The organism is Limosilactobacillus gastricus DSM 16045, assembly GCF_001434365.1.
GTDB classification, from domain to species: domain Bacteria; phylum Bacillota; class Bacilli; order Lactobacillales; family Lactobacillaceae; genus Limosilactobacillus; species Limosilactobacillus gastricus.
In genome coordinates this window covers 35,328-59,160 of the sequence record NZ_AZFN01000004.1, presented here as the reverse complement: position 1 = coordinate 59,160, position 23,833 = coordinate 35,328, and the positions used below count along the sequence as shown (strand labels likewise).

At 41.7% G+C, this 23,833-nt stretch carries 26 protein-coding genes, 1 tRNA gene and 1 pseudogene; 9 read left to right on the top strand and 19 right to left on the bottom strand.

The window, feature by feature from the left end:
• Positions 1-65 precede the first annotated feature (65 nt).
• From glf to recX, 6 genes are all read right to left on the bottom strand, one after another.
• Positions 66-1,184 carry a UDP-galactopyranose mutase gene (gene glf, locus FC60_RS01955; RefSeq protein WP_056936832.1) on the bottom strand — a complete coding sequence of 373 codons (1,119 nt, stop codon included), beginning with the start codon at positions 1,182-1,184 and terminating at the stop codon, positions 66-68.
• Positions 1,185-1,199: 15 nt separating this feature from the next.
• Entirely contained in the window at positions 1,200-1,817 is a 618-nt protein-coding gene (locus FC60_RS01950) for a YveK family protein (RefSeq protein WP_056936831.1), read from the bottom strand.
• Positions 1,807-3,015, bottom strand: coding sequence for a hypothetical protein (locus FC60_RS01945; RefSeq protein ID WP_056936830.1), 1,209 nt, complete (start codon positions 3,013-3,015; stop codon positions 1,807-1,809). Before FC60_RS01945 ends, FC60_RS01950 begins: the two co-directional genes overlap by 11 nt.
• Before the next feature lie 10 nt (positions 3,016-3,025).
• Positions 3,026-3,787 (bottom strand): DUF4422 domain-containing protein, encoded by a 762-nt coding sequence (locus FC60_RS01940; protein ID WP_056936829.1) that lies wholly within the window; start codon positions 3,785-3,787, stop codon positions 3,026-3,028.
• A gap of 15 nt (positions 3,788-3,802) precedes the next feature.
• Positions 3,803-4,447: a sugar transferase gene (locus FC60_RS01935; protein ID WP_056936828.1), complete on the bottom strand. Its 645-nt coding sequence runs from the start codon at positions 4,445-4,447 to the stop codon at positions 3,803-3,805.
• Between the two features lie 75 nt (positions 4,448-4,522).
• On the bottom strand, positions 4,523-5,317 hold the full coding sequence (gene recX, locus FC60_RS01930) for a recombination regulator RecX (RefSeq protein ID WP_056936827.1): 795 nt from the start codon (positions 5,315-5,317) through the stop codon (positions 4,523-4,525).
• A gap of 90 nt (positions 5,318-5,407) precedes the next feature.
• Here recX and FC60_RS01925 point away from each other — a divergent pair, with 90 nt between their 5' ends.
• Positions 5,408-5,611, top strand: a complete 204-nt coding sequence (locus FC60_RS01925; protein ID WP_056936826.1) for a DUF1659 domain-containing protein — start codon at positions 5,408-5,410, stop codon at positions 5,609-5,611.
• A gap of 16 nt (positions 5,612-5,627) precedes the next feature.
• Positions 5,628-5,849, top strand: a complete 222-nt coding sequence (locus FC60_RS01920) for a DUF2922 domain-containing protein (RefSeq protein ID WP_056936825.1) — start codon at positions 5,628-5,630, stop codon at positions 5,847-5,849.
• 85 nt (positions 5,850-5,934) lie between these two features.
• Here the strand turns inward: FC60_RS01920 and hpf are convergent, their stop codons facing one another.
• From hpf to FC60_RS01905, 3 genes are all read right to left on the bottom strand, one after another.
• Positions 5,935-6,477, bottom strand: coding sequence for a ribosome hibernation-promoting factor, HPF/YfiA family (hpf, locus tag FC60_RS01915; RefSeq protein ID WP_056936824.1), 543 nt, complete (start codon positions 6,475-6,477; stop codon positions 5,935-5,937).
• Between the two features lie 142 nt (positions 6,478-6,619).
• On the bottom strand, positions 6,620-7,291 hold the full coding sequence (locus FC60_RS01910) for a ComF family protein (RefSeq protein WP_056936823.1): 672 nt from the start codon (positions 7,289-7,291) through the stop codon (positions 6,620-6,622).
• Positions 7,288-8,589, bottom strand: a complete 1,302-nt coding sequence (locus FC60_RS01905) for an ATP-dependent helicase ComFA (RefSeq protein ID WP_056936822.1) — start codon at positions 8,587-8,589, stop codon at positions 7,288-7,290. The genes FC60_RS01910 and FC60_RS01905 overlap by 4 nt, the downstream gene beginning before the upstream one ends.
• A 42-nt stretch (positions 8,590-8,631) precedes the next feature.
• Here FC60_RS01905 and FC60_RS01900 point away from each other — a divergent pair, with 42 nt between their 5' ends.
• Positions 8,632-9,270 (top strand): YigZ family protein, encoded by a 639-nt coding sequence (locus FC60_RS01900; RefSeq protein ID WP_056936821.1) that lies wholly within the window; start codon positions 8,632-8,634, stop codon positions 9,268-9,270.
• Positions 9,271-9,297: 27 nt separating this feature from the next.
• Here FC60_RS01900 and FC60_RS01895 read toward each other — a convergent pair.
• The 6 genes and pseudogenes from FC60_RS01895 to map form a co-directional block, all read right to left on the bottom strand.
• Positions 9,298-9,717, bottom strand: a pseudogene (locus FC60_RS01895) (type III toxin-antitoxin system ToxN/AbiQ family toxin); the annotation flags it as partial.
• Between the two features lie 401 nt (positions 9,718-10,118).
• Entirely contained in the window at positions 10,119-11,957 is a 1,839-nt protein-coding gene (locus FC60_RS01890) for an APC family permease (protein ID WP_007122572.1), read from the bottom strand.
• 128 nt (positions 11,958-12,085) lie between these two features.
• Positions 12,086-13,708, bottom strand: a complete 1,623-nt coding sequence (groL, locus tag FC60_RS01885) for a chaperonin GroEL (RefSeq protein ID WP_007122573.1) — start codon at positions 13,706-13,708, stop codon at positions 12,086-12,088.
• A gap of 25 nt (positions 13,709-13,733) precedes the next feature.
• Positions 13,734-14,015 (bottom strand): co-chaperone GroES, encoded by a 282-nt coding sequence (gene groES, locus FC60_RS01880; protein WP_056936819.1) that lies wholly within the window; start codon positions 14,013-14,015, stop codon positions 13,734-13,736.
• Positions 14,016-14,203: 188 nt separating this feature from the next.
• Positions 14,204-15,100 carry a YihY/virulence factor BrkB family protein gene (locus tag FC60_RS01875; RefSeq protein ID WP_056936818.1) on the bottom strand — a complete coding sequence of 299 codons (897 nt, stop codon included), beginning with the start codon at positions 15,098-15,100 and terminating at the stop codon, positions 14,204-14,206.
• A gap of 92 nt (positions 15,101-15,192) precedes the next feature.
• Positions 15,193-16,050 carry a type I methionyl aminopeptidase gene (gene map / locus FC60_RS01870; protein ID WP_056936817.1) on the bottom strand — a complete coding sequence of 286 codons (858 nt, stop codon included), beginning with the start codon at positions 16,048-16,050 and terminating at the stop codon, positions 15,193-15,195.
• Positions 16,051-16,146: 96 nt separating this feature from the next.
• Between map and FC60_RS01865 the strand changes: the two genes are divergently transcribed.
• The 3 genes from FC60_RS01865 to FC60_RS01855 all read left to right on the top strand — a co-directional run bounded on the left by FC60_RS01865 (position 16,147) and on the right by FC60_RS01855 (position 18,189).
• Entirely contained in the window at positions 16,147-16,593 is a 447-nt protein-coding gene (locus FC60_RS01865) for a flavodoxin (RefSeq protein WP_056936816.1), read from the top strand.
• Positions 16,594-16,596: 3 nt separating this feature from the next.
• Positions 16,597-17,034 carry a GtrA family protein gene (locus FC60_RS01860; RefSeq protein WP_056936815.1) on the top strand — a complete coding sequence of 146 codons (438 nt, stop codon included), beginning with the start codon at positions 16,597-16,599 and terminating at the stop codon, positions 17,032-17,034.
• A 96-nt stretch (positions 17,035-17,130) separates the two neighbouring features.
• A complete protein-coding gene (locus tag FC60_RS01855; protein WP_056936814.1) occupies positions 17,131-18,189 on the top strand; it encodes an ATP-binding protein in 1,059 nt (352 codons plus the stop codon).
• A gap of 41 nt (positions 18,190-18,230) precedes the next feature.
• Here the strand turns inward: FC60_RS01855 and FC60_RS01850 are convergent, their stop codons facing one another.
• From FC60_RS01850 to FC60_RS01835, 4 genes are all read right to left on the bottom strand, one after another.
• On the bottom strand, positions 18,231-18,455 hold the full coding sequence (locus FC60_RS01850; RefSeq protein ID WP_056936813.1) for a hypothetical protein: 225 nt from the start codon (positions 18,453-18,455) through the stop codon (positions 18,231-18,233).
• Positions 18,456-18,507: 52 nt separating this feature from the next.
• Positions 18,508-18,580 (bottom strand) — tRNA-Arg (locus FC60_RS01845).
• Positions 18,581-18,629: 49 nt separating this feature from the next.
• Positions 18,630-19,907, bottom strand: coding sequence for a DEAD/DEAH box helicase (locus FC60_RS01840; RefSeq protein ID WP_056936812.1), 1,278 nt, complete (start codon positions 19,905-19,907; stop codon positions 18,630-18,632).
• Between the two features lie 4 nt (positions 19,908-19,911).
• Positions 19,912-20,922, bottom strand: coding sequence for a Gfo/Idh/MocA family protein (locus FC60_RS01835; RefSeq protein WP_056936811.1), 1,011 nt, complete (start codon positions 20,920-20,922; stop codon positions 19,912-19,914).
• Positions 20,923-21,071: 149 nt separating this feature from the next.
• On the opposite strand from FC60_RS01835, the gene FC60_RS01830 reads away from it, so the two are divergent.
• The 3 genes from FC60_RS01830 to FC60_RS01820 all read left to right on the top strand — a co-directional run bounded on the left by FC60_RS01830 (position 21,072) and on the right by FC60_RS01820 (position 23,818).
• A complete protein-coding gene (locus FC60_RS01830; RefSeq protein WP_056936810.1) occupies positions 21,072-21,434 on the top strand; it encodes a DUF4828 domain-containing protein in 363 nt (120 codons plus the stop codon).
• Between the two features lie 86 nt (positions 21,435-21,520).
• The gene (locus tag FC60_RS01825) at positions 21,521-22,090 is read left to right on the top strand and encodes an LOG family protein (protein ID WP_056936809.1); all 570 of its coding nucleotides are present in this window, start codon (positions 21,521-21,523) and stop codon (positions 22,088-22,090) included.
• Between the two features lie 6 nt (positions 22,091-22,096).
• Complete coding sequence (locus FC60_RS01820; RefSeq protein WP_153672808.1) at positions 22,097-23,818, top strand: glycosyltransferase family protein; 1,722 nt, start codon at positions 22,097-22,099, stop codon at positions 23,816-23,818.
• Positions 23,819-23,833: the final 15 nt, after the last annotated feature.

The following is a 23,833-nucleotide window of genomic DNA, read 5'->3' as shown; positions in this document are numbered from 1 at the left end:
TATCACTGACCTTTACTTAGTTACACCAAACATACCAAAAAAGACGGATATTTCCGTCTTTTCTTCTAATTAAATTCTTGTTGCACTGTTTCTAAAGCCGCAGCAATTACTTGATCCATGTTGTAATATTTGTATTGACCAAGCCGTCCGCCAAAAATAACATTTTTGGCTTGTTCAGCTGCATAATTTTGATACTGTTGATACAACTGATTATTTTTATCGTTATTAACTGGATAATAAGGTTCATCCCCACGTTGCCAATCAGCCGGGTACTCACGCGTAATCACCGTTTTAATTTCATCACCTTTGCCAAATTCAAAGTGCTTATGCTCAATGATTCGAGTATATGGTGTTTCAGCATCCGTATAATTGACCACGGCGTTTCCTTGATGGTTACCTTCGTCTAAAGTTTCGGTTTCAAACTTCAAGCTCCGGTATTCTAATTCGCCTAGTTCATAGTTGAAGAATTGATCAATCATCCCCGTGAAAACGACTTTCGGAAATTCTTGAAGGTACTGATCTTTTTGATCGAAGAAGTCCACACCCGTTTCAACGTCAATCAGATCACTTGCCAACATTTTTTCAACGATTTGAGTATAACCACCCTTGGGAATTCCTTGATAGTCATCATTGAAATAGTTATTGTCATAAGTTAATCGTACCGGTAACCGACGAATAATGAAGGCTGGCAATTCAGTTGCTTTTCGACCCCATTGTTTCTCAGTGTAGCCCTTGATTAGCTTTTCATAAATATCGCGACCAATTAATGAAATTGCCTGTTCTTCCAAATTCTGGGGTTCTTTCCCCGCCATTTCTTGACGTTGTTCATTAATCTTATCGATCGCTTCTTGCGGCGTCCGCACCCCCCACATTTCGCTAAAGGTGTTCATATTAAATGGTAGGTTATACATTTTACCATTGTAATTAGCCACTGGACTATTCGTGTAACGATTAAATTCCGCAAACTTTTGGACATAGTTCCAAACTTCTTTATTAGAGGTATGAAAGATATGTGCGCCATATTGGTGAACTTGAATTCCAAATTCTTCTTTAGTATAGATATTACCAGCTAAATGGTCACGTTTTTCAATCACCTTGACGCGCTTACCACGTTGAGCGGCTTCATATGCGAAGGTTGCCCCAAACAAGCCGGCACCAACTACTAAATAATCATATTGTGTCATAAGTTAATCCCCTTATTAAATTAAATTCTTCCAAGTAGTGATTGAAAAAGCTAAGACCATCCCGACTAATAAACCGACTGCAGCTCCCAAGAGTGCATACTTTTTAGCTGACGGTGATGTTTGACTGGTGGCATCACTTGTTTTAGCTTTAGCAAAAGTTGAAACCGTCCCCACAGATGGTGACATCTTTGGCAATTCGGTTTGCGCTGCATCAACGACAGCATTAACAATCTTCGTTGCATCCTTTGCTCGATCAGCCCGCACCGAAACGTCTAATACCAAGCTTTGATCTACCGTTTTTATTCGAATCATCGATTGAATTTCACTAGCACTATACTTCTTTTGTAACTTCTTTGGTAAAGTCTTACGGGCAGCATTAGCCACATCGATGCTATCCAACATTCCTTTATAGGTTTTCGTTAAACTTAGATCCGCCTGAACCTGTTCATTTGCGGTTGAGTCATTGTAACCATGGGAAATCATCAAGGAACGATCTGCTACATAAGATGTATGTTTTTTGTGCTCAGCATAGAAGCCGCCAGCTAAGCCACCAATAATCGTAATGACCAAGATCACGATTAAATTTTTCCAAACGACTTTGCTAATATTATTCAAGGTTATTTTATTTGACATAATTATCTCCACTTAATTTGTGTTTCACCCATTCGATTTGCGGAATTAGGGCTAGAATAAAAACATTATAGATTAATTGCAATGAGTGTGGTTCAACCATCGAATTGATCGCTACCAACATTACAATTGCCGACAAAATATATTTCCGCTGAATTGTATTAACTAAGGCGATAAATGTCATCGCAACAATAAACAGCAAAAATATGACAATTCCCCACAGAAGCAACATCCGGACAAAAGAGGAATCAATATAAAAATAATCAGCACTTAAACCAAATTGATTTTGATTAGCAAAAGCCTGTCCCTTAGCTCCACCAAAAGCTTTTTCTTGGATGTATCGACCAAAAATATTGGGGTCATACATGCTAAATGCTTTCTTACTCAACCCTAAGCGCCCCGATAAAAGCTCATTAAATTTTCGATAAATTTGGTTATGATCATCGAAAAAGTAAGCACCCGTTAACGTGATTACAGCCAGCACCGGGGTCGCAATCCACCAAAATGACAAAATTATTTGCGCATACCGCTTACCATTGGCTGCTCGTTGCGTAATCCACATAACAGGGATCATTAACAACATTGCATAAAAGTCTAACCGAGTATTGGTATACTTCATGGTTACAAAGGCTACAATTGCGATGCCTAGATAATCAAGCCAACCAAGTTTGCCAAAACGAACGTAACAATAAGCTAAGGCCGAAAATAAAGCATGCGAAGCGACGTAGGTTGTGTAAGCCATTCCAAGTCCATATCGGTCTGGCCGCAGTGCTGACGTATATACGAGATTAGGCACGATGTGAACAAGGGAAGTCACGGCAATTATAACTAGAAAAGTAACCGACAGATATAGATACCACCGGGCTACTTGTTTAAAATCGATTCCACTAGCTGCCAAAACAAAAACCATAGTAACCATTAATTCTGGATAGCGGGAAGCTCGCCAAGCAATAACACTAAAGAGAATTAATCCAGTAATGAATAGCTTTGTAGGCCACCGCCAGCGGTCCATAACATAAATTTTAAAGATTAAAATCGGAATCGCTAAATAAGTTAGCAAACGCAACTTGGACCAACTAATATAATTAGTATATAAAGAATCAATCAGGAAAGCGGGAATGAAATAGATCGCAAAGGCTAATAAATATAGTTGAGCACCGGTAATGGGGGTATTCCAAATTTTTTTCAGCTTGGTTCTCATTTTCAATCCCCTATCGGTGTCCAATTAACTTCCGCTTTATGAAATTTCCGCCCTTTTTTAACCAGTTCGTGGGTTCCATAAAAGCATACGGAATTTCTTTAACTCGATATTCGGCATGAACTTCCAACCAAATATCTAAGAGATGCTCACTTAAAAAGCCATAAACTCGCTGTTCATATGGCGTGTAGGTTGAAACATCCGTCTGCGCTTCAACTTTTTCTAACACGTCAAACATCCACTGACAGAACTGATCAAGCGGTTCTTTTTTCATAATGAACATATTAAACATATGTCCCCAGGTTCGTTGCATTACCAAATCAAAGGCCGCCCCATATTCGGGATAATCATTTTTGATTACCTTTTCCATAGTTTCAAAAGGCGCATGTTCATGAGCATGCAAATACTGGGATCGGTTCGTCTCAATCCAGTAGTGTCGACGCTTAGGAAGTAAAACATCATATTGCTCTAACAAGTCCGCCACCTCGGCCCCAGAGATCACATCCTGCATTTTTCGACCTGGTCGACTCATAAAGTGCCGCCGATAATGAACTAAGCCCATCGCGTCAACATCCAGATTCTTCCATCCCCAATAGATGGCGGTCAGCTCATTGTAATGAGGATTCTTTACCGAGATATTCTCCCCTTGATCATCACCTTGATAGGGTAATTGCCGGTCTGGATGTAAGGCTTGCCCCACTGAAACAGGTAAATAAACCGAGTCAGTTGGCATTTGGTAATTCTTATGGGTTGCTACTAAAATTTTAATCTTCATATTACTCTCCCAGGACTAATAAGCCCCTTCGCTAGTAAAGATACTAATAATGTTTTTAAACATTATTTTGAGGTCAAACCAATACGAAGCTTGATCCACATAACTCAATTCTAGATCACAGCGTTCGGGATAACCGATATTACTCCGACCGCTAGCTTGCCAAAGTCCCATGGCTCCGGGTTTGACCGATAGGAACTTCTCTGCCCGATCACCATAAATCTTCACCTCTTCGGCGACGACCGGCCGTGGACCAATAATACTCATTTCCCCACGAATGATATTGATGAATTGCGGAATTTCGTCTAGCGAGGTTTTGCGTAAAAAGCGTCCCGTCCGAGTGATCCGCGGATCTTCTTCCGGCTCCAGTTTATAGTTATTAGCCACATACTTAGCATATAATTCTTGATTAGCATGCAGCACTTGATCGGCATCGACAATCATCGAGCGAAATTTATAAATTTTAAAAGGCCGTCCATATTGACCAATCCGCGTTTGTTTAAAAAAAATCGGTCCCTTATTATCGCCGTATTGGCATTTAAACCAAACTGCTAAGAATACTGGACTAAAACAAACTAAGGCCACCACCGATAAAATAATATCGGTTAGCCGTTTAAAAAACAGATAGGACGGTTTTTGTTGAAACTTGTTTTCTGTTTTCATAAGTACTTTCTCAAATTTTTAAAATGAACTCACTGTTACATAATACCAGTATTTCAACTTCAGCAAAAGTCATTTTTAAGAATCGCGTTCTGCTAGCCAACGATCAATCGCATCTAAGTCAAAGCCTTTTCGATATAGGGCCTGTTTCGTTTTCATTTTACGCTCATAGAGATTTTCATAGCGTCGATTGCGTTGCCAGATTTTTTCGCCACTGGTCGCTAATAATGATGATTGTTGATCTTCATCACGGACTAAGACAAGGTTTTCTTTGAGTTGATTATATAGGTCACTGGAATAGCCATTAGTCATCAAACCCTGACGCACTTTTTCTTCCTGACGCCGAATTGGTTCATGACGGTAACGTTTCACTAGTCGTTGGGCGAGCTTTTGAGCATTCTCGAGTTGGCTATTGAGATCAAATTGCTCCAGTGCCTGATCAATCACTAATTCCCCCACCCCTTTTTGCCGTAACTTTTGACGAATGACTTGCGGACCCTTCAATTCGGTATGCATCACCGTCCGCACATAACTGTCCGCATAAACTTGATCGTCTAACAGTCGGTCAGATCGTAAGTGTTCCATCACGGGATCAATCATTTCGGGGGGCGTTTCAAGGTCGGTTAATTTTTGCTTCACTTCGGCTTCCGTGCGTAATTGATGCGACAAATAATCCAACATCCGCCCATAAGCTTTAGCAATTTGATCGTCCTTAGTGATTTGTTCGAGCGTCGCTGTATCTAATTCCAGATCTTTTGCTAATCGATATTTGATTAAGACACTTTCGGCGACCGGAAAAGCATACTGGCCATTTAAGTAAATGTTGTAGCGTCCCAGTCGCTTTTGTGCTTCGATTTTGGTAATTTTTTTCATTTTCACCCTGACAAATTCTTTGCTTCAATCGATGTAAGGTATGTAAGCATTGGCCAATGATTACATAGAAAGATTCAAGGAGATTATATCATGCAACATACCTTTTCAGCGAATAAGCTTCAATTAACGGCCATCAACAGTCACCAAGAAGAGTCCATTCGGCGGACTTTTGCTAACTTGGTCGAAAATATTGACGACGCCAAATTGCAAAGCTTCTTAGCCGCCCTCAAGACATTGACGGGTGATAATGTCACCGATGTTCAACTGAGCACCGTTTCCAAGATTAGTGAATAAATTTAGGAGGTTTCTGATGAAAGTATTAGATTTAGTATTTAAGAGTAACTTAAATAAGGTCCACACCTTAAAATTAAACTACGTAAATGAATCCCTGGATGAAGCAACGGTTAAGGCCGCCATGCAAGCCATTGCTGACGCCAAGTTATTTGATAAGCAGGGCGAGGAATTGTACGTCGTACCAGTTTTAGCCAAATATGTCACCACGACTGACGACGTGGTTGTTAAGTCCTTCTAGTCGAAAGCCCGTTTCCTACTCACCTGGGAAACGGGCTTTTTTGCGTATAAAAAAGCCAGACCATTTCTAGCCTGACCTCAAAAAATTAATTTACTTCAATCAACCCATAACGACCGTCATTGCGCCGATAGACAATACTTGTACCATTAGTATCAGCATCTTCGAAGACGAAGAAGTCATGACCTAACATATCCATTTGTAATACGGCTTCTTCAGAATCCATTGGCTTCAAAGAGATTTGCTTGGTCCGTACGATCTTTAAGTCACTGACTGGTTCTTCATCGTCCACCGTGTCCACAAATTCAAGGTCCTTCAAGCCCTTTTCCCGAGCTTTCCGGTTAACCCTGGTCTTGTACTTACGAACTTGACGTTCCAACTTGTCAGTGACTAAATCAATACTTCCATACATGTCGTTTGAAGTTTCTTCCGCCCGTAAAGTCAAGTATGGCAATGGAATGGTAACTTCCACCTTGTAAGTCTTGTTGGAGTATACCTTCAAGTTGACATGTGCTTCAGCCGGCACATTTTCTTCCAGGTATTTTTCTAACTTACTTAAGCGCTTTTCTACATATTCACGAATGGCGTCTGTAACTTCGATGTTTTCGCCACGAATGTTAAACTTTAACATGTTACTCTCTCCTTTCAGACCAAGTCCCTTTCTGAAGACTCGGCTGATATCAGAAGGACCACTCTTCTCATATCCTTATATTTATTATAATCGAATTAAACCGGTTTCACAATTCATTTTCATAAGTCGACATCCCGATTATTTAGCTGGCCAAGGTCACACTTTGGACATCTTGACACCCAGCTTGGCGCAATAAGTCCGCCGCATGATAAAGGGTCCGCCCAGTCGTGTATATATCATCTAATAAAACGATGTGTTCTGTTGCTAGTGATGCTGAACTCGTTAAGACAAACGGCTGGGGTGTGGATAACCGTGCTTGACGCCCTTTTGAAGTTTGCGGTTGTTTATCTGCTTGTAGGTGGCCCAACAATTCACTTAGTAGGCCAGTATATAAAGCCGCCGCTTGATTAAAGCCCCGCGTCATTAAAGTATGTGGCGTGGCTGGAATTGGGACGACTAGCGTTGGTTGCAGTGACTGAATTTTTTGGGTGATTTCCTCTTGAAAAACTTGATGCAAGCGATAATCACCCATAAATTTATATTGACGCATAAAATCCTTCATAGCCTGATCATAGTGATATAAGCTGTGATTTTTAAGCACCCAGCCATATTCATTTTGCCAGAGCTGACAATCATTACAAAGTTTCCGGTCACAAGGTCGCCCACAACCTTGACATCCATTTTGAGGCCGTGGGCGAAAACGCTTTTGACAATCGGGACATAGCGATGGTTCTTGCGGTGTCGGACCAAAGAGTAACTGACTTAAAGGAACTTGATACTGAATGTCTTGGTGACACAACAAACATTTTTTCATTGATAATGCCGCCCCCGTCGATTCATCTGCTTGATTTGGCGTTGGGCCTCTTTAACATTTACTGCTGGTTCTTGAACCCAAAAGGTCACATCACCGCCCGGTCGTTCACTGGAGCGACCCACCCGTCCCGCAATTTGAACAAGGGCCGAGGCGGAAAATACTTGATCATCTGCCCCCAGCACGGCCACATCAATTTTCGGTAAAGTTACTCCCCGTTCCAAAATCGTCGTAGTGATTAAAAAGTCATATTGATGATCACGCATAGCTTGAACCTTTTCTAAACGTTGGGGGTCGGCAGCATGGACTGTGGTGAACCTTGCTTGATGAATTTGTTCTTTAAAAATAGTTTCCACATATGCTAAATCAGCCACATGCGGAACGAAGATTAGCATTTCTAACTTTCCTAAACGATGCTTAATCCATTGAATCAGCGATTTTGGTAAGCGATGTCGCCAACGCCCCGCTCGTTTAACCTTAATCTCTGGCAACAAATGGCCATGATAACGTAAAGGTAAGTATGACACCTTTAATTGATGTTTTTTAATCTGTTTAAAAAGCGCTGGCCCAGGTGTTGCCGTCAAATATAAAAGTCCACCCGTCGGTTTGATCGCTTGGTGAGTGGCATAGATCAATTGTTCATTCGAAGCGTACGGAAAGGCATCAACTTCATCAATGATCAAATTATCAAAGGCCTGATAGAACCTTAACAGCTGGTGCGTAGTACAGATCGTTAATTGCCAATAGTGATACTGTTCCGGTTGTCGACCGTGTGATAAGGCAATCTTTGTATTAGCAAACGCTTCTTGAAGACGTGGGTACAATTCTAAACAAACATCTACCCGTGGTGATGCAATAGCAAGTCGTTCGCCGCGTTTTATTGCTGCTGCGAGACCCGGAAAAATCATCTCGGTTTTGCCCGCGCCGGTAACCGCCCACAAAAGGCGATGATCGTGATGTGCCATACTAGCCGCCACTTCTTGAGCAGCCATCGTTTGTAGAGATGATAATTGACCTTGCCAAGTCAAAATGGTCGGGGGAATTTCAAATTGATTTGGTTCGGGAAGATGGTAAAATTTAGCTAGTGTACTGACTCGGCCCAAATTGATACAAGTTGGGCAATAATACTGGTGATGAGGTAGAGCCGCATCGGGCTTTTTGATAATCTGATTACAACGACGACAACGAATCGTTGTGGACCGAATCTCAATTGGGTCTATAATTTGAATTTCACTTGGTAAATTATCCATCTCACATGGGTAAGCCAACACTTGGCGCCCATAAAAGTGACTTACTTCCATCCGGTTCACCTCCACCCAAATATACGTAGAAATGAGGATCCCATGGCAAACATTTTTTTAACGATTAAAACTGATACTAGTCACGAACTCGTGATCAAAAAATCGCGCTTTATCTGTCATTTAAAAAAGATTGCCTCTGAAGAAGAAGCACGTGAATTTATTAGTTCCATTGGTCAAGCGCATCGGAAAGCCAATCATAATTGTTTTGCCTATTTAATCGGCGATCATGATGAAATCCAACGTGAAAGTGATAATGGTGAACCAAGCGGTACTGCAGGGGTCCCAATTTTAGAAGCTTTGCAAAAGCGTGGTCTCCACAACGTTTGTGCCGTCGTGACTAGATATTTTGGCGGTATCAAGTTAGGTGCGGGGGGCTTAATTCGCGCCTATAGTAACGCTACTTCTACGGCAATCGAGGAAGCTGGCATCGTTCAACGGATCACGCAAACAATTTTAGCTATTGAGGTTCCTTATAAACTACACGATCAGTTACTTTATTATTTACAACAAATCCCCTTGGAAATTGCTGATGAAGTCTATGGGGTGAACGTAACCACCCAAGTTTACGTTGATAATGATCAGATTCAAACGGTCATCGATGATTTAACAAGTCGTTTTAATGATCAACTAACCTTAACTCCTGGTGAAGAACGTCAACATGAAATTCCTTATAATAAATAACCCCCGTCAGTCAAGTGACGGGGGTATTTACTTATCAATCTCATCGTCATACTCTTTGGAGAATATTTCTAACTGTTTAAAATCTAAACATCTTCTCGCAACTGAACTCTCTGGATGCTCATATCGATAGTTATATAGTTTGGTGGCTGCTTCTGGAAGATTTAATTGGTTAATCGATTTAAGTTGATGTTTTAGAAATGAAATATATTTTGATTTCTCCTTTGAATTCTTAAATGACTTCACCTGATCCATTTCTGAAAAATTAAAGTCATTGATGCACCAAGTTGGTACCGGAAACATTAAATTGAGGTTGATTGCCCCCGAAAAATATCTCCCCCGTCTTTTATTAGTATCAATAAAAACTTTTTTAAAATCAATATCCGAATGCATGTGTCGATGCTTCGACTTTGGTGAAGTAATTGAACCTACATTTACTAGATTATTAACCGTAAAAAGAGTATGGAAAAAGGTTTATAGTGATCACTCCCATAATTATATTTTGAAATTCGTGAATCGATAGACCTTAAATATTCCATATATCTTTCGTTAATTGTACAAAACCTCATAATCCCCCCAAATGAATTAAAAATAAAAGGTTTATACTTCCATATACATATCTAATATATCCAAATTAGTTATGTATATAGGAGTATAAACCTCCTTAATAGCGAAAGTTCGGTTTTGTTAATGGGCTCCGCAAACCCGCTATAAGTTCCAGTTTTGTAATAGGACTGTAAACCCGCTAAAAATCCCGGTTTTTTCAATGGGCTCCGTAAACCCGCTATCTCTTTCACACCTTTATTTTACCATATGTAAATTAGTTTTCAAATATTAATTAGTAATTTTTACTATTTATTCAAATGATAATTATAAGACGAGACAATCACATTTTCACGAGAATTTAAAATTGTTCGCAGACGCAAACTGGTTTGGTTATGCAAAATTCGCTGCCATGGTTTCCGTGGAATAAATTGCGGTACCAGCACCGTAACGGAATAGTTACGATCAGCCGCCCGTTTAGCAATAATATCCACAAACCGTACAGTTGGCTGGGCCACGGACCGATATGATGAATGAATATCGACAAAGCGGACATCTGGAAATTCAATCTTAAATTCATTGGCTGTTTTATGCTCTTTTCCGGGATTTTCATCAAATGACACGTGCATGGCAATGACATAATCACCAATTGAGCGGGCATAGTTAATGGCCCCTTTGGTGACCCGGGTGACATTCCCGACCAAAACAATTACCGTGGCCCCATCATAATCATGGAGTTGGACCTTAGTTTTCTCATAAACCCGTAACTGTTCACCCACACTAAGATAATGTTGATGGATTTTGTAGAACATCCAAATCAACAGGGGCATGATGATTAAGTATGGCCAGACATTCCAAAAGTGTTGCCAAAAAAGAAAGCAAACTAGAGCTAAGGAAATGGCAGCTCCCACGAAATTAATACTTGATTTGGAGACCCAATGACCTTCCCGTTCACGGAACCAATGAATAATCATTCCTGATTGCGATAAGGTAAAGGGCACAAAGACCCCCACCGCGTACAAAGGAATTAACATATTGGTTTCCCCGTGGAAGATCAAGATCATAATAATGGCACCAACTGCCAAAGCGATGATCCCATTAGAGTACCCAAGCCGGTCGCCTCGATCCATAAAGGCATGGGGTAAGAATTTGTCTTTGGCCATATTAAAAGCCAACATCGGGAAAGCCGAGAATCCGGTATTGGCAGCAACAGCTAAGATCATGGCTGTGGATAATTGGAGTAAATAAAAGGCTACCCCATGGCCACCAAAAACGGCCGATCCGATCTGGGAAAGGACAGTCACTCGCCCATTAGGAACAATCCCAAAGTAGAAACTTAAGAAGGTAATCCCGCCGAAGAAAGCAGCCAAGAGCAAACTCATGATTGCTAATGTGTTCGCCGCATTTTTAATTTTCGGTTCCTTAAAGTTAGGCACCGCATTCGAGATGGCCTCCACACCTGTTAGAGAAGAAGAACCAGCTGAAAAGGCCCGGATAAAAAGAACCGCCGACATCCCAGCAACAGGGGTTCCGTAATCGGCCGTGGCATTATAAGCGACATGCCCGGTCACAATATTGATCAATCCCCAGACAATCATGACCACGATCATGATCACAAAAAAGTATACCGGAATCGTTAAGAAGTTGGCACTTTCACTTAACCCCCGGAGGTTTAACATCATAATCGCAATCACAATAATGACGGAAATCGGCACCGAATAAGGTAGCAGACTAGGAATGGCCGAAGTTATGGCTTCCGTTCCCGAAGTGGTCGAAACCGCCACCGTCAACATATAGTCAACCAGCAAGGAGCCACCAGCGATTAGACCGCCATTTTGCCCCCAGTTTTTAGTAGCAACCACATAGGCGCCCCCGCCATTTGGGTAAGCGCGAATAATTTGCCGATAAGATAAGGTAATCGCAAATAACAGGACTAAGACAATCCCAGCAATCGGTAGCGAATACCAAATCGCCGCCGTTGATAAAGCGACCAAGGTAGTCGTAATTTGCTCCGTACCATAGGCCACAGACGATAAAGCATCTGAAGATAAAAGGGCTAACCCTTTAAATTTGGTTAGGTTAGCTTGACCTTCGTCTAACGTTTTTAATGGTTTCCCAATTAAAAGTCGTTTCAGGTATCTCCACATAATCTTGCCTCTCTTAAAGAAAATTTAAACAAAAGCTATTCTATCACCCCCGAACCATAAAATAAACCTCCAAAGCATCTTTGCCTTGGAGGTTTAATATCAAATAATGTTTATGTTTAATTCTTAGATTACATCATGCCTGGCATGCCGGCACCAGCTGGAGCGGCAGGAGCAGGATTATCTTCTGGCTTGTCAGCAACAACTGCTTCCGTCGTCAATAACAATGATGAAACTGAAGCCGCATTTTGCAAAGCAGAACGTGTTACCTTAGTTGGGTCAACAATTCCGGCTGCGACCATGTCTTCAAACTTGTCTTCAGCCGCATTGTAACCAACCCCTGGCTTTTCGTTCTTTAATTGGTTAACAATAACTGAACCTTCCAAACCAGCATTTTCAGCAATTTGACGAACTGGTGCTTCTAAGGCAGCCTTAACAATGTTAACCCCGGTAGCTTCGTCACCCGTAGCTTCAATCTTTTCAAGGTCAGCGATGACATTCACAAGGGCAGTTCCACCACCAGGAACAAATCCTTCTTGCACAGCAGCCCGTGTAGCGTTTAAGGCATCTTCGATCCGGTACTTACGTTCCTTTAATTCGGTTTCCGTAGCAGCACCGACCTTAACAACGGCAACCCCACCAGCTAATTTAGCAAGCCGTTCTTGAAGCTTTTCCTTGTCAAAGTCAGAAGTTGATTCTGCGATCGCCTTCTTGATTTGTTCAACCCGTTCAGCAATTGCCGTCTTATCACCAGCACCATCAACAATGGTAGTGGCATCCTTCGTAACCGTGACCTTGTTAGCTTGACCTAATTGAGCAACCGTAACATCACTCAAGTTCATACCAAGATCATCGGAGATCACTGTCCCACCAGTCAAAACAGCAATATCAGCTAATTGTTCCTTCCGCCGGTCACCAAAACCAGGGGCCTTAACTGATACCACATTAAAGGTTCCCCGCATCTTGTTCAAAACAAGGGTTGGTAAAGCTTCACCAGTGATGTCATCAGCGATAATCAAGAGGGAACGACCTTCTTGAACGACGGCTTGTAACAATTCCAAGATGTCTTGAATGTTAGAAATCTTCTTGTCAGTAATCAAGACATATGGATTGTCAAGATCTGCTTCCATCTTGTCGTTATCCGTGACCATGTATTGAGACATGTAACCACGGTCAAAGCTCATCCCTTCAACCACGTCAACGCTGGTTTCAACTCCCCGCGAGTCCTCAATCGTGATAACCCCGTCGTTACCAACCTTTTCCATTGCATCGGCAATCAAAGTCCCAACTTCTGGGTTAGCAGCAGAGATTGAAGCGATTTGCGCAATGTCATCCTTGGTCTTAACTTCATGACTCATCTTCTTTAAAGCTTCCACTGCCGTCTTAGTAGCGAGATCAATCCCCCGGCGGATTCCAACTGGGTTAGCACCAGCAGTCACGTTCTTCATTCCTTCGTTAACAATAGCTTGGGTTAAAACCGTAGCCGTGGTCGTCCCATCACCAGCAATGTCGTTAGTCTTAGAAGCAACTTCAGCGACAAGCTTAGCCCCCATGTTTTCGAAGTGATCTTCTAATTCGATTCCCTTAGCAATGGTAACCCCATCATTAGTGATGGTAGGTGAACCATAGCTTTGTTCAAGGACCACATTCCGTCCCTTTGGACCAATCGTAGTCTTAACAGTGTCCGCTAACTTGTCAACCCCACGTAACATTGCAGCCCGGGCGTCTTCAGCAAATTTAAGTTCTTTAGCCATTTCTTATCTACCTCGATCTCTATAATTAATCCACTACCGCAACTAGGTCGTTTTCATGAACAACTAGGTACTTATCACCGTTGTATTCAACTTCACTTCCGGCATATTTGTCAAAAAGGACCTTGTCGCCTTCTTTAACACTAAGTTCCCGGACTTGACCATTGTCTAAAGTCTTTCCTGGGCCAACAGCCACTACCGTCCCCGTCGTCGGCTTGTTTTTAGCGTTGGATGCTAAAACAATTCCTCCAACAGTTTGTTCTTCGTCTTCTGCCTTTAAAACAACACGATCTCCTAATGGTTTTAACACGGTGAATCCCTCCAATAAATTAATAATTGTCTATTTTGATTAGCCTAGGTGATCACTTTTAGCACTCTCATCACCTAAGTGCTAATTACAAGTATTACTATAACACCTTAAATTTGAAATGCAATGATTTTGTCTGACTAATTTTGACCAAATAAAAAACAACCCTACTAGGTTGTTTAAATCGTTGATTATTCAGGCTGATCTGAATTGGACTTGTCTTTTATGAAATCCCATAAATACCGTCGCTGTTGAACTTTACCCTCCACCAATACTTGGGTGGTAGCATTGATCGTGGCCCCAATCATCACAATGATTCCCGATAAATCGAGCCAAATCATCATGACAATAAAAGCCGAAATCGTTTTATAAGAGGCAATTTGGGTATTAAATAGCACCCCATAATAGGTTAAGAGCCGAGCTAAGCCCATTAACAGGAAAGTCGCTACCAAAGATCCTAAAGCCACAAAACGTAAGCGAACCCGTGCATTTGGCACGAAATAATATAAACAAAGTAAGCCCACAAAAAGGCCTATAAAGGTCACAGGATACCGATAAGAAGCAAATTGATGAATGTAGCGCGTATTGAAATTTAAAATTGGCTGTAGATTCCGCAGAATTGGTTCCCCCAACCCATACAGAAAAACCAAGGTTGCAATGACGACTAGCACCACCAAAATCCACAAAAAAGAAACAATCCGATTCCAAATGGGATTTAAGTCTTCAGCCACCCCATAGGCCGCATTCACATCACGTTGAAAGGCGGCGATCGCCTGACTAGTCGACCAGATAGCAATCACCACCCCGGTCGTCAACAGCCCTCCACTACCACGATGTAACAGATCGTAAATCACAGGACTGATTAAATTATAAACGGACGTTGGAATCGCCGTTTCTAAATAACTCAAAACCGTCTTTGCATCTAGCCCGACCATCGGTAAAATGTTACCAACAATTAGAATTGCCGGAAAAATTGATAAAAGGGTATAGTAGGCTAGTTCCGCTGCTGAAGCCGACAAGCGAGCTTTTTGAAAATGATAAAGATAGGTCCGAATAATTCGCTTGACCGTTTGGCGGGCGTTACGCATTACCGATCCTCCTCGTTTTAATAATCGTCTTGATAGTTTTCAAGCTTGCCAGTTAAGAACACGACTAGCTTCCGACCCCAGTTCCAATCTAACTATTTGTTTTGATAATGTTGAGCAATTCGTTTGGCCGCTTCAGCATGCGGAGTAAACAGTTCTTCATAATCAGCTAATAAGTATTCTGCATCGGCTTGTGGATCTTGTGATGTTAGGATTTTGGGACCATCATTCGTAATAGCAATAGTGTGCTCGTATTGGCAACTCCAACCGCCATCAGCTGTCCGGGCCACCCAACCACTTGGATCACTAGTATCCGCTTCCCAAGTGCCGGTATTAATCATTGGTTCAATCGTAATGGTCATGCCGTTTTGCAGGCGTTTGCCCTTCCCAGCAATGCCGTAATGAGCTACCATCGGATCTTCGTGCATCGTCGGTCCAATGCCATGACCGACAAAATCCCGAACGTCCCCATAACCATGTTCATCTTCGGTAAAATGCTGAATGACCGCCCCAATATCGCCGAGTCGCTTGCCAACTTGGGCCGCATCAATCCCTAAATACAATGATTCTTTAGTGACCTTCATCAAGTCTTGAATCTGCGGACTCACTTGACCGACTGCATAACTCCAACAGGAGTCGCTAAAGGCCCCATCGTATTCAACTACCGTATCAACCTTAACCAAATCCCCTTCTTGAAGAATTAGTTCTTTACGCGGAAAGCCATGGCAAATTTCATCATTCACACTGACACAGGTGGCAAATTCATATCCCTCAAAACCAATTTGGGCAGCAACTGCTCCCCGATCTTGAAAGTATTCCCGGGCGAATTCTTCAATTACCCAGCTTGAAATACCTGGTTTAATAATTTCACGCATTCCAATATGCATCCCCGCTAAAACTGCACCAGAAGCTTCCATATCATGAATCTCACGTGATGATTTCAAACTAATCATTGTCGACTCCTTCTTTCCATTAATGTAAATAGTATACCACTTACAAAACATGCTATACTATGACAATGAATTATTAGTCGAAAAGAGGAAATGAACATGACGAAAGCCTTAGTGGTTTTTGCAACCATCACCGGTAACAATGAAGATGTGGCTGATATCATTACCAGCACTTTTGAAGAACGGAATGTCGACGTTGAGATGACTGAAATTACCTTAGCTGACGCCGCCGATTTTGCTGACGTTGATATTTGCGTCGTTTGCCCCTACACATACGATGAAGGCGCATTGCCTGATGAAGGGCTCGACTTTTACGAAGATCTGCAAGAGACCGATCTAAGTGGCAAGGTATACGGAGTCGCTGGTTCTGGTGATACCGAATATGGTGATGACTTCTGCGTGGCAGTTGATAAATTTGCTGAAGCATTCGAAACTGCTGGGGCAACTAGGGGAGCCGACCTCGTTAAAATTAACCTTAGTCCAGAAGGCGACGACGTCATCCAACTCGAAAAAATGGTCGATCAGTTAATTGCTCAGGTGAAATAAAACATGCTGATGGAATTATTTAGTAAGTACAAATCGATTATCGCTTATCTTTTCTGGGGTGTTGTCACCACCATTATTAATATTGCTTCTTATCAGTTAATGATCATGTACACCCACCTGGGAGTAACAGCAGCCACCTCAATTGCTTGGTTTTTATCCGTTTTTGTGGCCTATCTAACCAATAAAGTTTGGGTTTTTGGTTCCCATTACACGACGGTTAGTGATTTTCTGGTCGAATGTCTGCTCTTCTTCTTCTATCGGGCTCTCACTTTGATCATTGACCTCGCATTTATGAATATTGGGGTTCACGTTTTTGGCTTTGATAGTGATTTGCAACAATTCATCCTTAAGGTCATTGATAATGTCATTGTCGTCATTGCCAACTATATCTTCTCCAAGTGGTTAATTTTTAAAGATAATCGGGATATTGCTGATAAATAATCGGGACTGAGTTCCCGATTTTTTGTTGTGCAAAAAAGTTATACATAGTTATACAATTTGAAAAAAGTTATACATAGTTATACAGGAGATAAAAATATGACTCAAAATCCTTTTACCCTTAATTTTGGTAAAACTCCTTTAACTCTAATCGATCGACCCCAAGCCATCAATAAGGTTATTGATGAATTTGATGCTCCACTTATTAATAATCAAATTTATGTTTTGTCAGGAATCCGGGGATCAGGTAAGACCGTTACTTTAACAGAAATTGATAAAACTTTAAGTCAAAAAGATCACTGGATTGTTATTGAACTCAACAGTTCTCGTGACTTACTGCAAGCTCTGGCAAGTAAGCTTTATCAATCCCCACAATTACATAAATTATATGTTGATGCCAAAATAAACTTATCTTTTTGGGGAATTACTGCTAATTTTGAACCAAGTCATCAAATTTCTGATATTGAAGTTGCGATTGACCAACTGCTAAAAGTTGCACGTGACCGCCATTACCGAATTTTGGTTTCCATTGACGAAGTTACTAATACCCCAGCCATGCGAGAGTTTGCGTCGGCCTTTCAAATTTTTATTCGTCAAGACGCCCCGATTTTTTTATTAATGACTGGACTCTACGAAAACATTTCTGACTTACAAAATGATGATAATTTAACTTTTCTATACCGAGCGCCCAAAATTTTCTTACGACCGTTAAACCTGACCGCTATCAGTAATGAGTATCAACAAATTTTTAACCTCCCAGATCCAGAGGCCATTAAACTAGCTAAGCTTACCAAAGGATATCCCTACGCTTTCCAACTTCTAGGATATTTAAAATGGGAACATCCAGAATTGAACGAACTTGATTTACTCAATGAATTTGATGCTAATATTCAAGAATATGTTTATCATAAATTGTGGTCTGAAATTATGTTTAACGATCAAAAGGTTCTGATTGCCATGGTTAAAATCCAAGGTAACCATGCTGAATGTCGCATCAAAGATTTACGTGAAGAACTCCATTATTCTTCTAGTCTGATGTCAGGATGTCGAGATCGCCTGAAGAAGAAAGGGTTAGTTAATACTGATCATTACGGTTATCTTTCCTTTACTTTGCCACGCTTTGATCGCTATGTTGAAGTCTATCATCTTGACGATTAAAAAAGAACGAGAATCGATTTTCAAATCGATCCTCGTTCTTTTTATATCATAGCAATCAATAACAAAATCACATCAACAATCACAAAGAGCCAAGTAAAACTCGTCACTTGGTCATCTCGCAAGCGATTTAACCAAACGTGAGCAAAACCGATCCAAATGATCATCAGGAGATAGCCCCACCAGGAAATATGAAACAACAACCAACCGACTAATAATAAGACTAACCAAATTAGACCAGTTACCAGCCGAAAGTTTTTCTTTGACATCGTGTCACCCCACTTTCGGCTTAATTATATCACTAATATATCTGTAATTTAATAGCCCCATCCGGAATCGAACCGGAATCGACCGCTTAGGAGGCGGGTGTACTATCCAGTTATACTATAGGGCCAAAAAAGGACTGTGACCATAATACCATATTTGGTCCAGCCAGTCCGATTTTAATTTTGTGATTTTTGCCGATGTTTGAAGCGAATTCCCTTATTTTTACGATTCTTTTTTTTGCGAGCTTTCAACGGCGTCGATTGGGTTATTGACCCCTTTGTTTTCTTATTCGCTGAATCTACTTTGGCCTTTGGGCTAGGTTTAACTAATTCCTTCGCTTTTTCCTGGTCCATGACTCGTTGTTTAGCAATTGTCATCGGTTTTAAAACATATTCAGTTTCCGCCAAAAGCTTTTTTAAATCCCGAAAATCATGACCATTCCCTAAATTAATGACCGTGCCAGGTTCGCCTTGACGACCGGTTCGGCCGGTTCGGTGGACATAAGCATCGGCCGAGTTCGGTAATTCAAAGTTTACCACCGCCGGTAGTTTAGGGATATCTAACCCCCGGGCAGCCACATCTGTAGTTAATAACAATTTCACTTGTCGTTTACGAAACTTTCGAAGCATTTCTTCACGTTCTGTCTGCCGTTGTTTACCACCTAAACTAGCTACCGAAACACCTGCATGTTGTAAACGACTTGCCGTATAATGCAAAGTCTTAATACTAGTAAAAAATACCAAGGCCCGAAAATTTTTCGTATGGCTCAAGCGTTCCAGCATGGCCGCCTTATCGCTCATCGTGGACGCTTTCACTAAGCCATGATTAACAAGGCCGCGACTGTGATCATCCGCTCGAACATCAACTACACTAAAGTCACGATCAAATAGATCCCTTAACTGATTCGTCAGTTCCCCGCTCGTCGCCGAAAATAGGGCTAACTGGGCTTCCTGGGGAACCACTTGAATAACTCGTAAAACTTGATCGCGCGAATCATCCGTTAAGAGTTCATCCACTTCATCAACTACTACGGTGATCACTCGATGTAACTTTAAGATCCGTTCATCTAATAAATGATTTACGCGCCCCGGCGTGCCAACCACCACTTCCGGATGACCTTTTTTCAATCGCTCTGCCTGCCGTTTTAAGTTAGCTCCCCCAGTTAATGATTGAACGCTTAGGCCTAGCAAACTTCCCCATTCTCGCAAGACCTGGCTTGTTTGTATCGCTAGTTCCTGCGAAGGTTCTAAAACTACCAATTGGACACCTTGTTGAGCCATTAGTTTGGGCAATAAGGGCCAGGCAAAAGCTAAGGTCTTACCCGAGCCAGTTGGAGCGATTCCAAGTAGATCTTGATCTTGGAGCATGGGTTGAAAAACCTGTTCTTGAATTAAGGTCGGTTCTTCAAAACCACGCTCTTGAAAATGTTGCTGAAATCTTTCATTTAATTGCATGTGCTTAACGATTATTGTCGGCAGGGAAAGTCAAATCAGCTGATTCCCGCAAGTTGAACATTACCATGTTAACGGTCCGGGCGAGTTCAAACCACTTCTTGTAAAGGGCTGCTTGAACTTCATCATTAGGATTCTCAAAGAGATTAGCAAAGTCGTTTAACTCATCGACCATGGAGTTTTCATAATACTTAGCTGATAAGTCATGTGCTTCCTTGTTAGCATCAAAGTAAGTTACCTTGGTGGTATCAAAAATACTGTCGTAAACCAAAGTATCCTTTAATCCGTAAATTTCGGAAACTAGGTGTGAGTTGGCCGTCTTACCGAAATTCAAAGTCACACTAAACTTGTCATAGGTTAATAAGGCAGTACCTAAACCATCGACACCACTCTTGACCATCGTTGGGAAGTAGACCACACTATTAGGTGCCCCAAATAAGGTCACAGAAGCATAGACCGCGTACACCCCGAGATCCATTAAGGCGCCCCCAGCAAATTCGGGGGTGAAGATATTTGGATAAGGTTTTTCACCGGCCAAAACCTTATCATATCGGGATGAATATTTCATCACCGTGAAGTTCGCCCCTTCCACGGTTTCCATCTTCGCTAATTGATTTTCCGATTCATGGAAGAGCCCTGTATGGATATGACGAGCAGCCTCCACCAAGCGCGCTTTCGGATGAGCTTGCAATAAGGATTCAATCCGACTAAATTCTTCGGGGTTAACAAAGGCCGGCTTTTCCAAAATGACAAATTTGTCGTTTTCAATGGCCAAGCGAACTTGTAGATAGTGCACGCTGTTAGGCGAAGCAATGTAGACAACGTCAAAATCACCTTCATCAAAGAAGCTTTCTAAATCATCAAAAAATTGCGTAGCCCCATATGGTTTTCCAAATTCCTTCGCCCGCTTGGTAGTTCGGGAGTAAACGGCTGTTAGTTGATAACGTCCCGATGTTTTAGCGGCATCTAACATTTGATCGGTAATAATATTGGTTCCAATAATTCCTAGTTTTAACATAAGATTGACCCCTTTTCATAGTTCTAAAATTCATTTTACCAATTATTGCAAAGTTTTAACAGAATTGAAATCTTTTAATAACATAAACTCATTAAAAAAAGGGTATATTAGTATATATCAGAATCCGACTTACCATGGGGTCACGAATTATGAGAAAAAACAGCCTATTAGTATCTAGCATCGGCTTAGTCGCTGGAATTTCTAGCTCGCTAGGGTTCACCCAATTGAAACGCAAAATCAAACCATTAACTTCTTTACCCGTTTTATATGCTGGGAATTGGAAATATTTTGATGGCACTCGGAATCGTACGCACACAATTTCAATTTCACCAAAACTAAATCTTACAATTGATGATCAAGCGATTCCAGCTAATGTGGAGCACATTAACAGTCAGGAATTAACCTTTGTGGATAAATTTGGTTACCGGATCACCATCCAAACCAATCAAGAACGGCCGGTTAAATTAATCGATGAAGCCGATGATCAAGCCTACAATATTGAACCCCTCTAAACGATAGTGATTTAACTATCGTTTTTTCTTTGATGTCGGTATAATTAACATTATTGTTATAGCTATTTATGTGAGGTAGAGAATCAATGATTAAGTCACTTGCCGTCTATTGCGGTGCCAATCCTGGTCACAATCCAGAATTCATCAAATTAGCCCAGCGCTTTGGTCAAGAACTAGCCGACCATCAAATTAGTCTCGTCTATGGCGGTGGTCAATACGGCATGATGGGGGCGGTCGCCAATTCGGTTTTAGACCATGGTGGTCAAGTCCATGGCGTAATTACCCAAGAACTATATGACCGCGGGACTAGTTTAGACCGGTTAAGTGATCTCCAGATTGTCCCCAAAATGGATATCAGAAAAGATAAGATGATGAATCTAGCCGATGGACTGATCGCCTTGCCGGGGGGCTTAGGAACTTTAGAAGAAGTTAGCGAAGCCTTTTCGTGGACCGCCATTGGAGATAATGCTAAGCCAGTCGCCCTCTTTAACTTCAACGGTTACTATAATCCCCTCAAAAGTATGTTGGGTAAGATGCAAGTTGCCGGCTTTGCGGAACGCGATTTTGTGGAATCAATCGGCTTTATCGCAACTTTTAATGAGCTGCTTGATTTCATGGACAACTACCAAGCTCCCGCTGTTCGAACCTATCGGTAACGAGCCATGAGAATTCGTCAACTGTCCACACGCTCATGGCCCTACCTAATCTTTTTGCTGGTGGCACTGGTCTTTTTAGGCCCCCAACTAATTAGTCACGTCACCTTAGTCGGTTCCGACGGGCTCTTTCATATGAACCGGTTTTACGATACGGCTAAGCAAATCCAGACCGGTCACTTTAACTTATTCCAATCAAATTTTGGCTTTGAACAGTCTGGGCGGGTCATTAATGCCGTTTACGGCCCCTTGTTCGCTTATTTAAATGATCTTATCTTGGTGCTGACCCAGTCATGGTTTGGCTATGAAATCATTAGTGATTTGATTTTATTCATGCTGGCGGCCTGTGGGATGTATCAGGTCACTAAACAGGTTAAAGCCCCCCAATGGGCTGGAATCATGATTACGATCGCTTTTATGGGCGCTGGATGGATGACCCGCTGGATGCAATATCAAAACATGACCGCTTGGGGAGCCGCTTTAGCGCCTTTTGCCGTTGTTCAAGCCATCCGTCTCCATGAAAATCCTGATGATGGGATCAAGGTTTGGTCCTTAGCTTTGACCATGACGGTCATTATGCAAATTCATGTTTTAAGCACGATCTTTTTCACCGTCATGTTAGTTCCTTTCTTTATCGATGCTTGGATCAGGAGCCATCGAAAGCGGCATCTCTGGGAACAGTTATTAAAAAGCATTGGCCTCACCATTATTTTTACGACCAATGTTTGGTTAAATTTTTTGGTTCTCTACTCTAAAAATCAGATCGCTAATCCCGGCGCCTTTGTCCTTTCGAAAAATGTCCTTCATCTCGGGATCCACCTTGCTAGCCGTGGTACCTTGAGCCACTTAATGGTAATAATGATTTTCATCACCCTCATGCTGATTGCATGGCAATGGCGACGGTCACATGATCATTTAGGCTTATGGTTGGTTATTAATGGCTTAGTTTGGCTTTTCTTAGCCACGAATTTGTTTCCCTGGCGTTGGTTCGATCAAACCCTCCCCCAACTCCAATCTAGTTTACAATTTCCCTACCGGCTGACAATTATTGCCTATCCGCTTTTGTTTGCGGGATTAGCCCGAAGCTTATCTTATCTCAATAATTCTCGTCGAGCTTGGCGGGTAATTGCTCAAGTAGCGCTCGTCATTGCGACCTTTATGGCGGCTGGTTCTGTCGTTAACCATACTCGCCATCGTTGTATCATTGCTGAACACAAAGGCCTGACCAGTTGGACCAATACTGTTTCCATTGTCGGTTATAATCAACACTTGATTAAAAACTACATCAACTCGGACCATCCTGGCTCCCTTTTCTTGATCATTGACAAACGACACCCAGACTATTTACCCGTGAAATATAAATTAAAAGGGAAGCAACAATTCCGGGCCGTCACTTATCAAGCAACGATCATTAATCATTTCCGATACTTCAACCATCAAGTGACCAAAAATGGACAATTACAAATCAGCTGGCAGCAGAATCAAGCCGGTAAAATCCAGCTCCCTCTGATTACCTATCAACAGTCTCAATTAAAACTGAATGGTAAAAAAGTTGCCTATCAAGTTAATCAGATTGGCGTCCCGACGATCACCGCTCCGGCTGGTCATAATACGATCACCCTTTCCTTTAAATTACCATTTTATTACTATCCCCTTCTGATTGTCTGGGGATTGAGTATCTTGTTCACCTTGATTTGGCAAATTTATCGCAAAACAAAAAGGATCCGCTAAAATCGGATCCTTTTT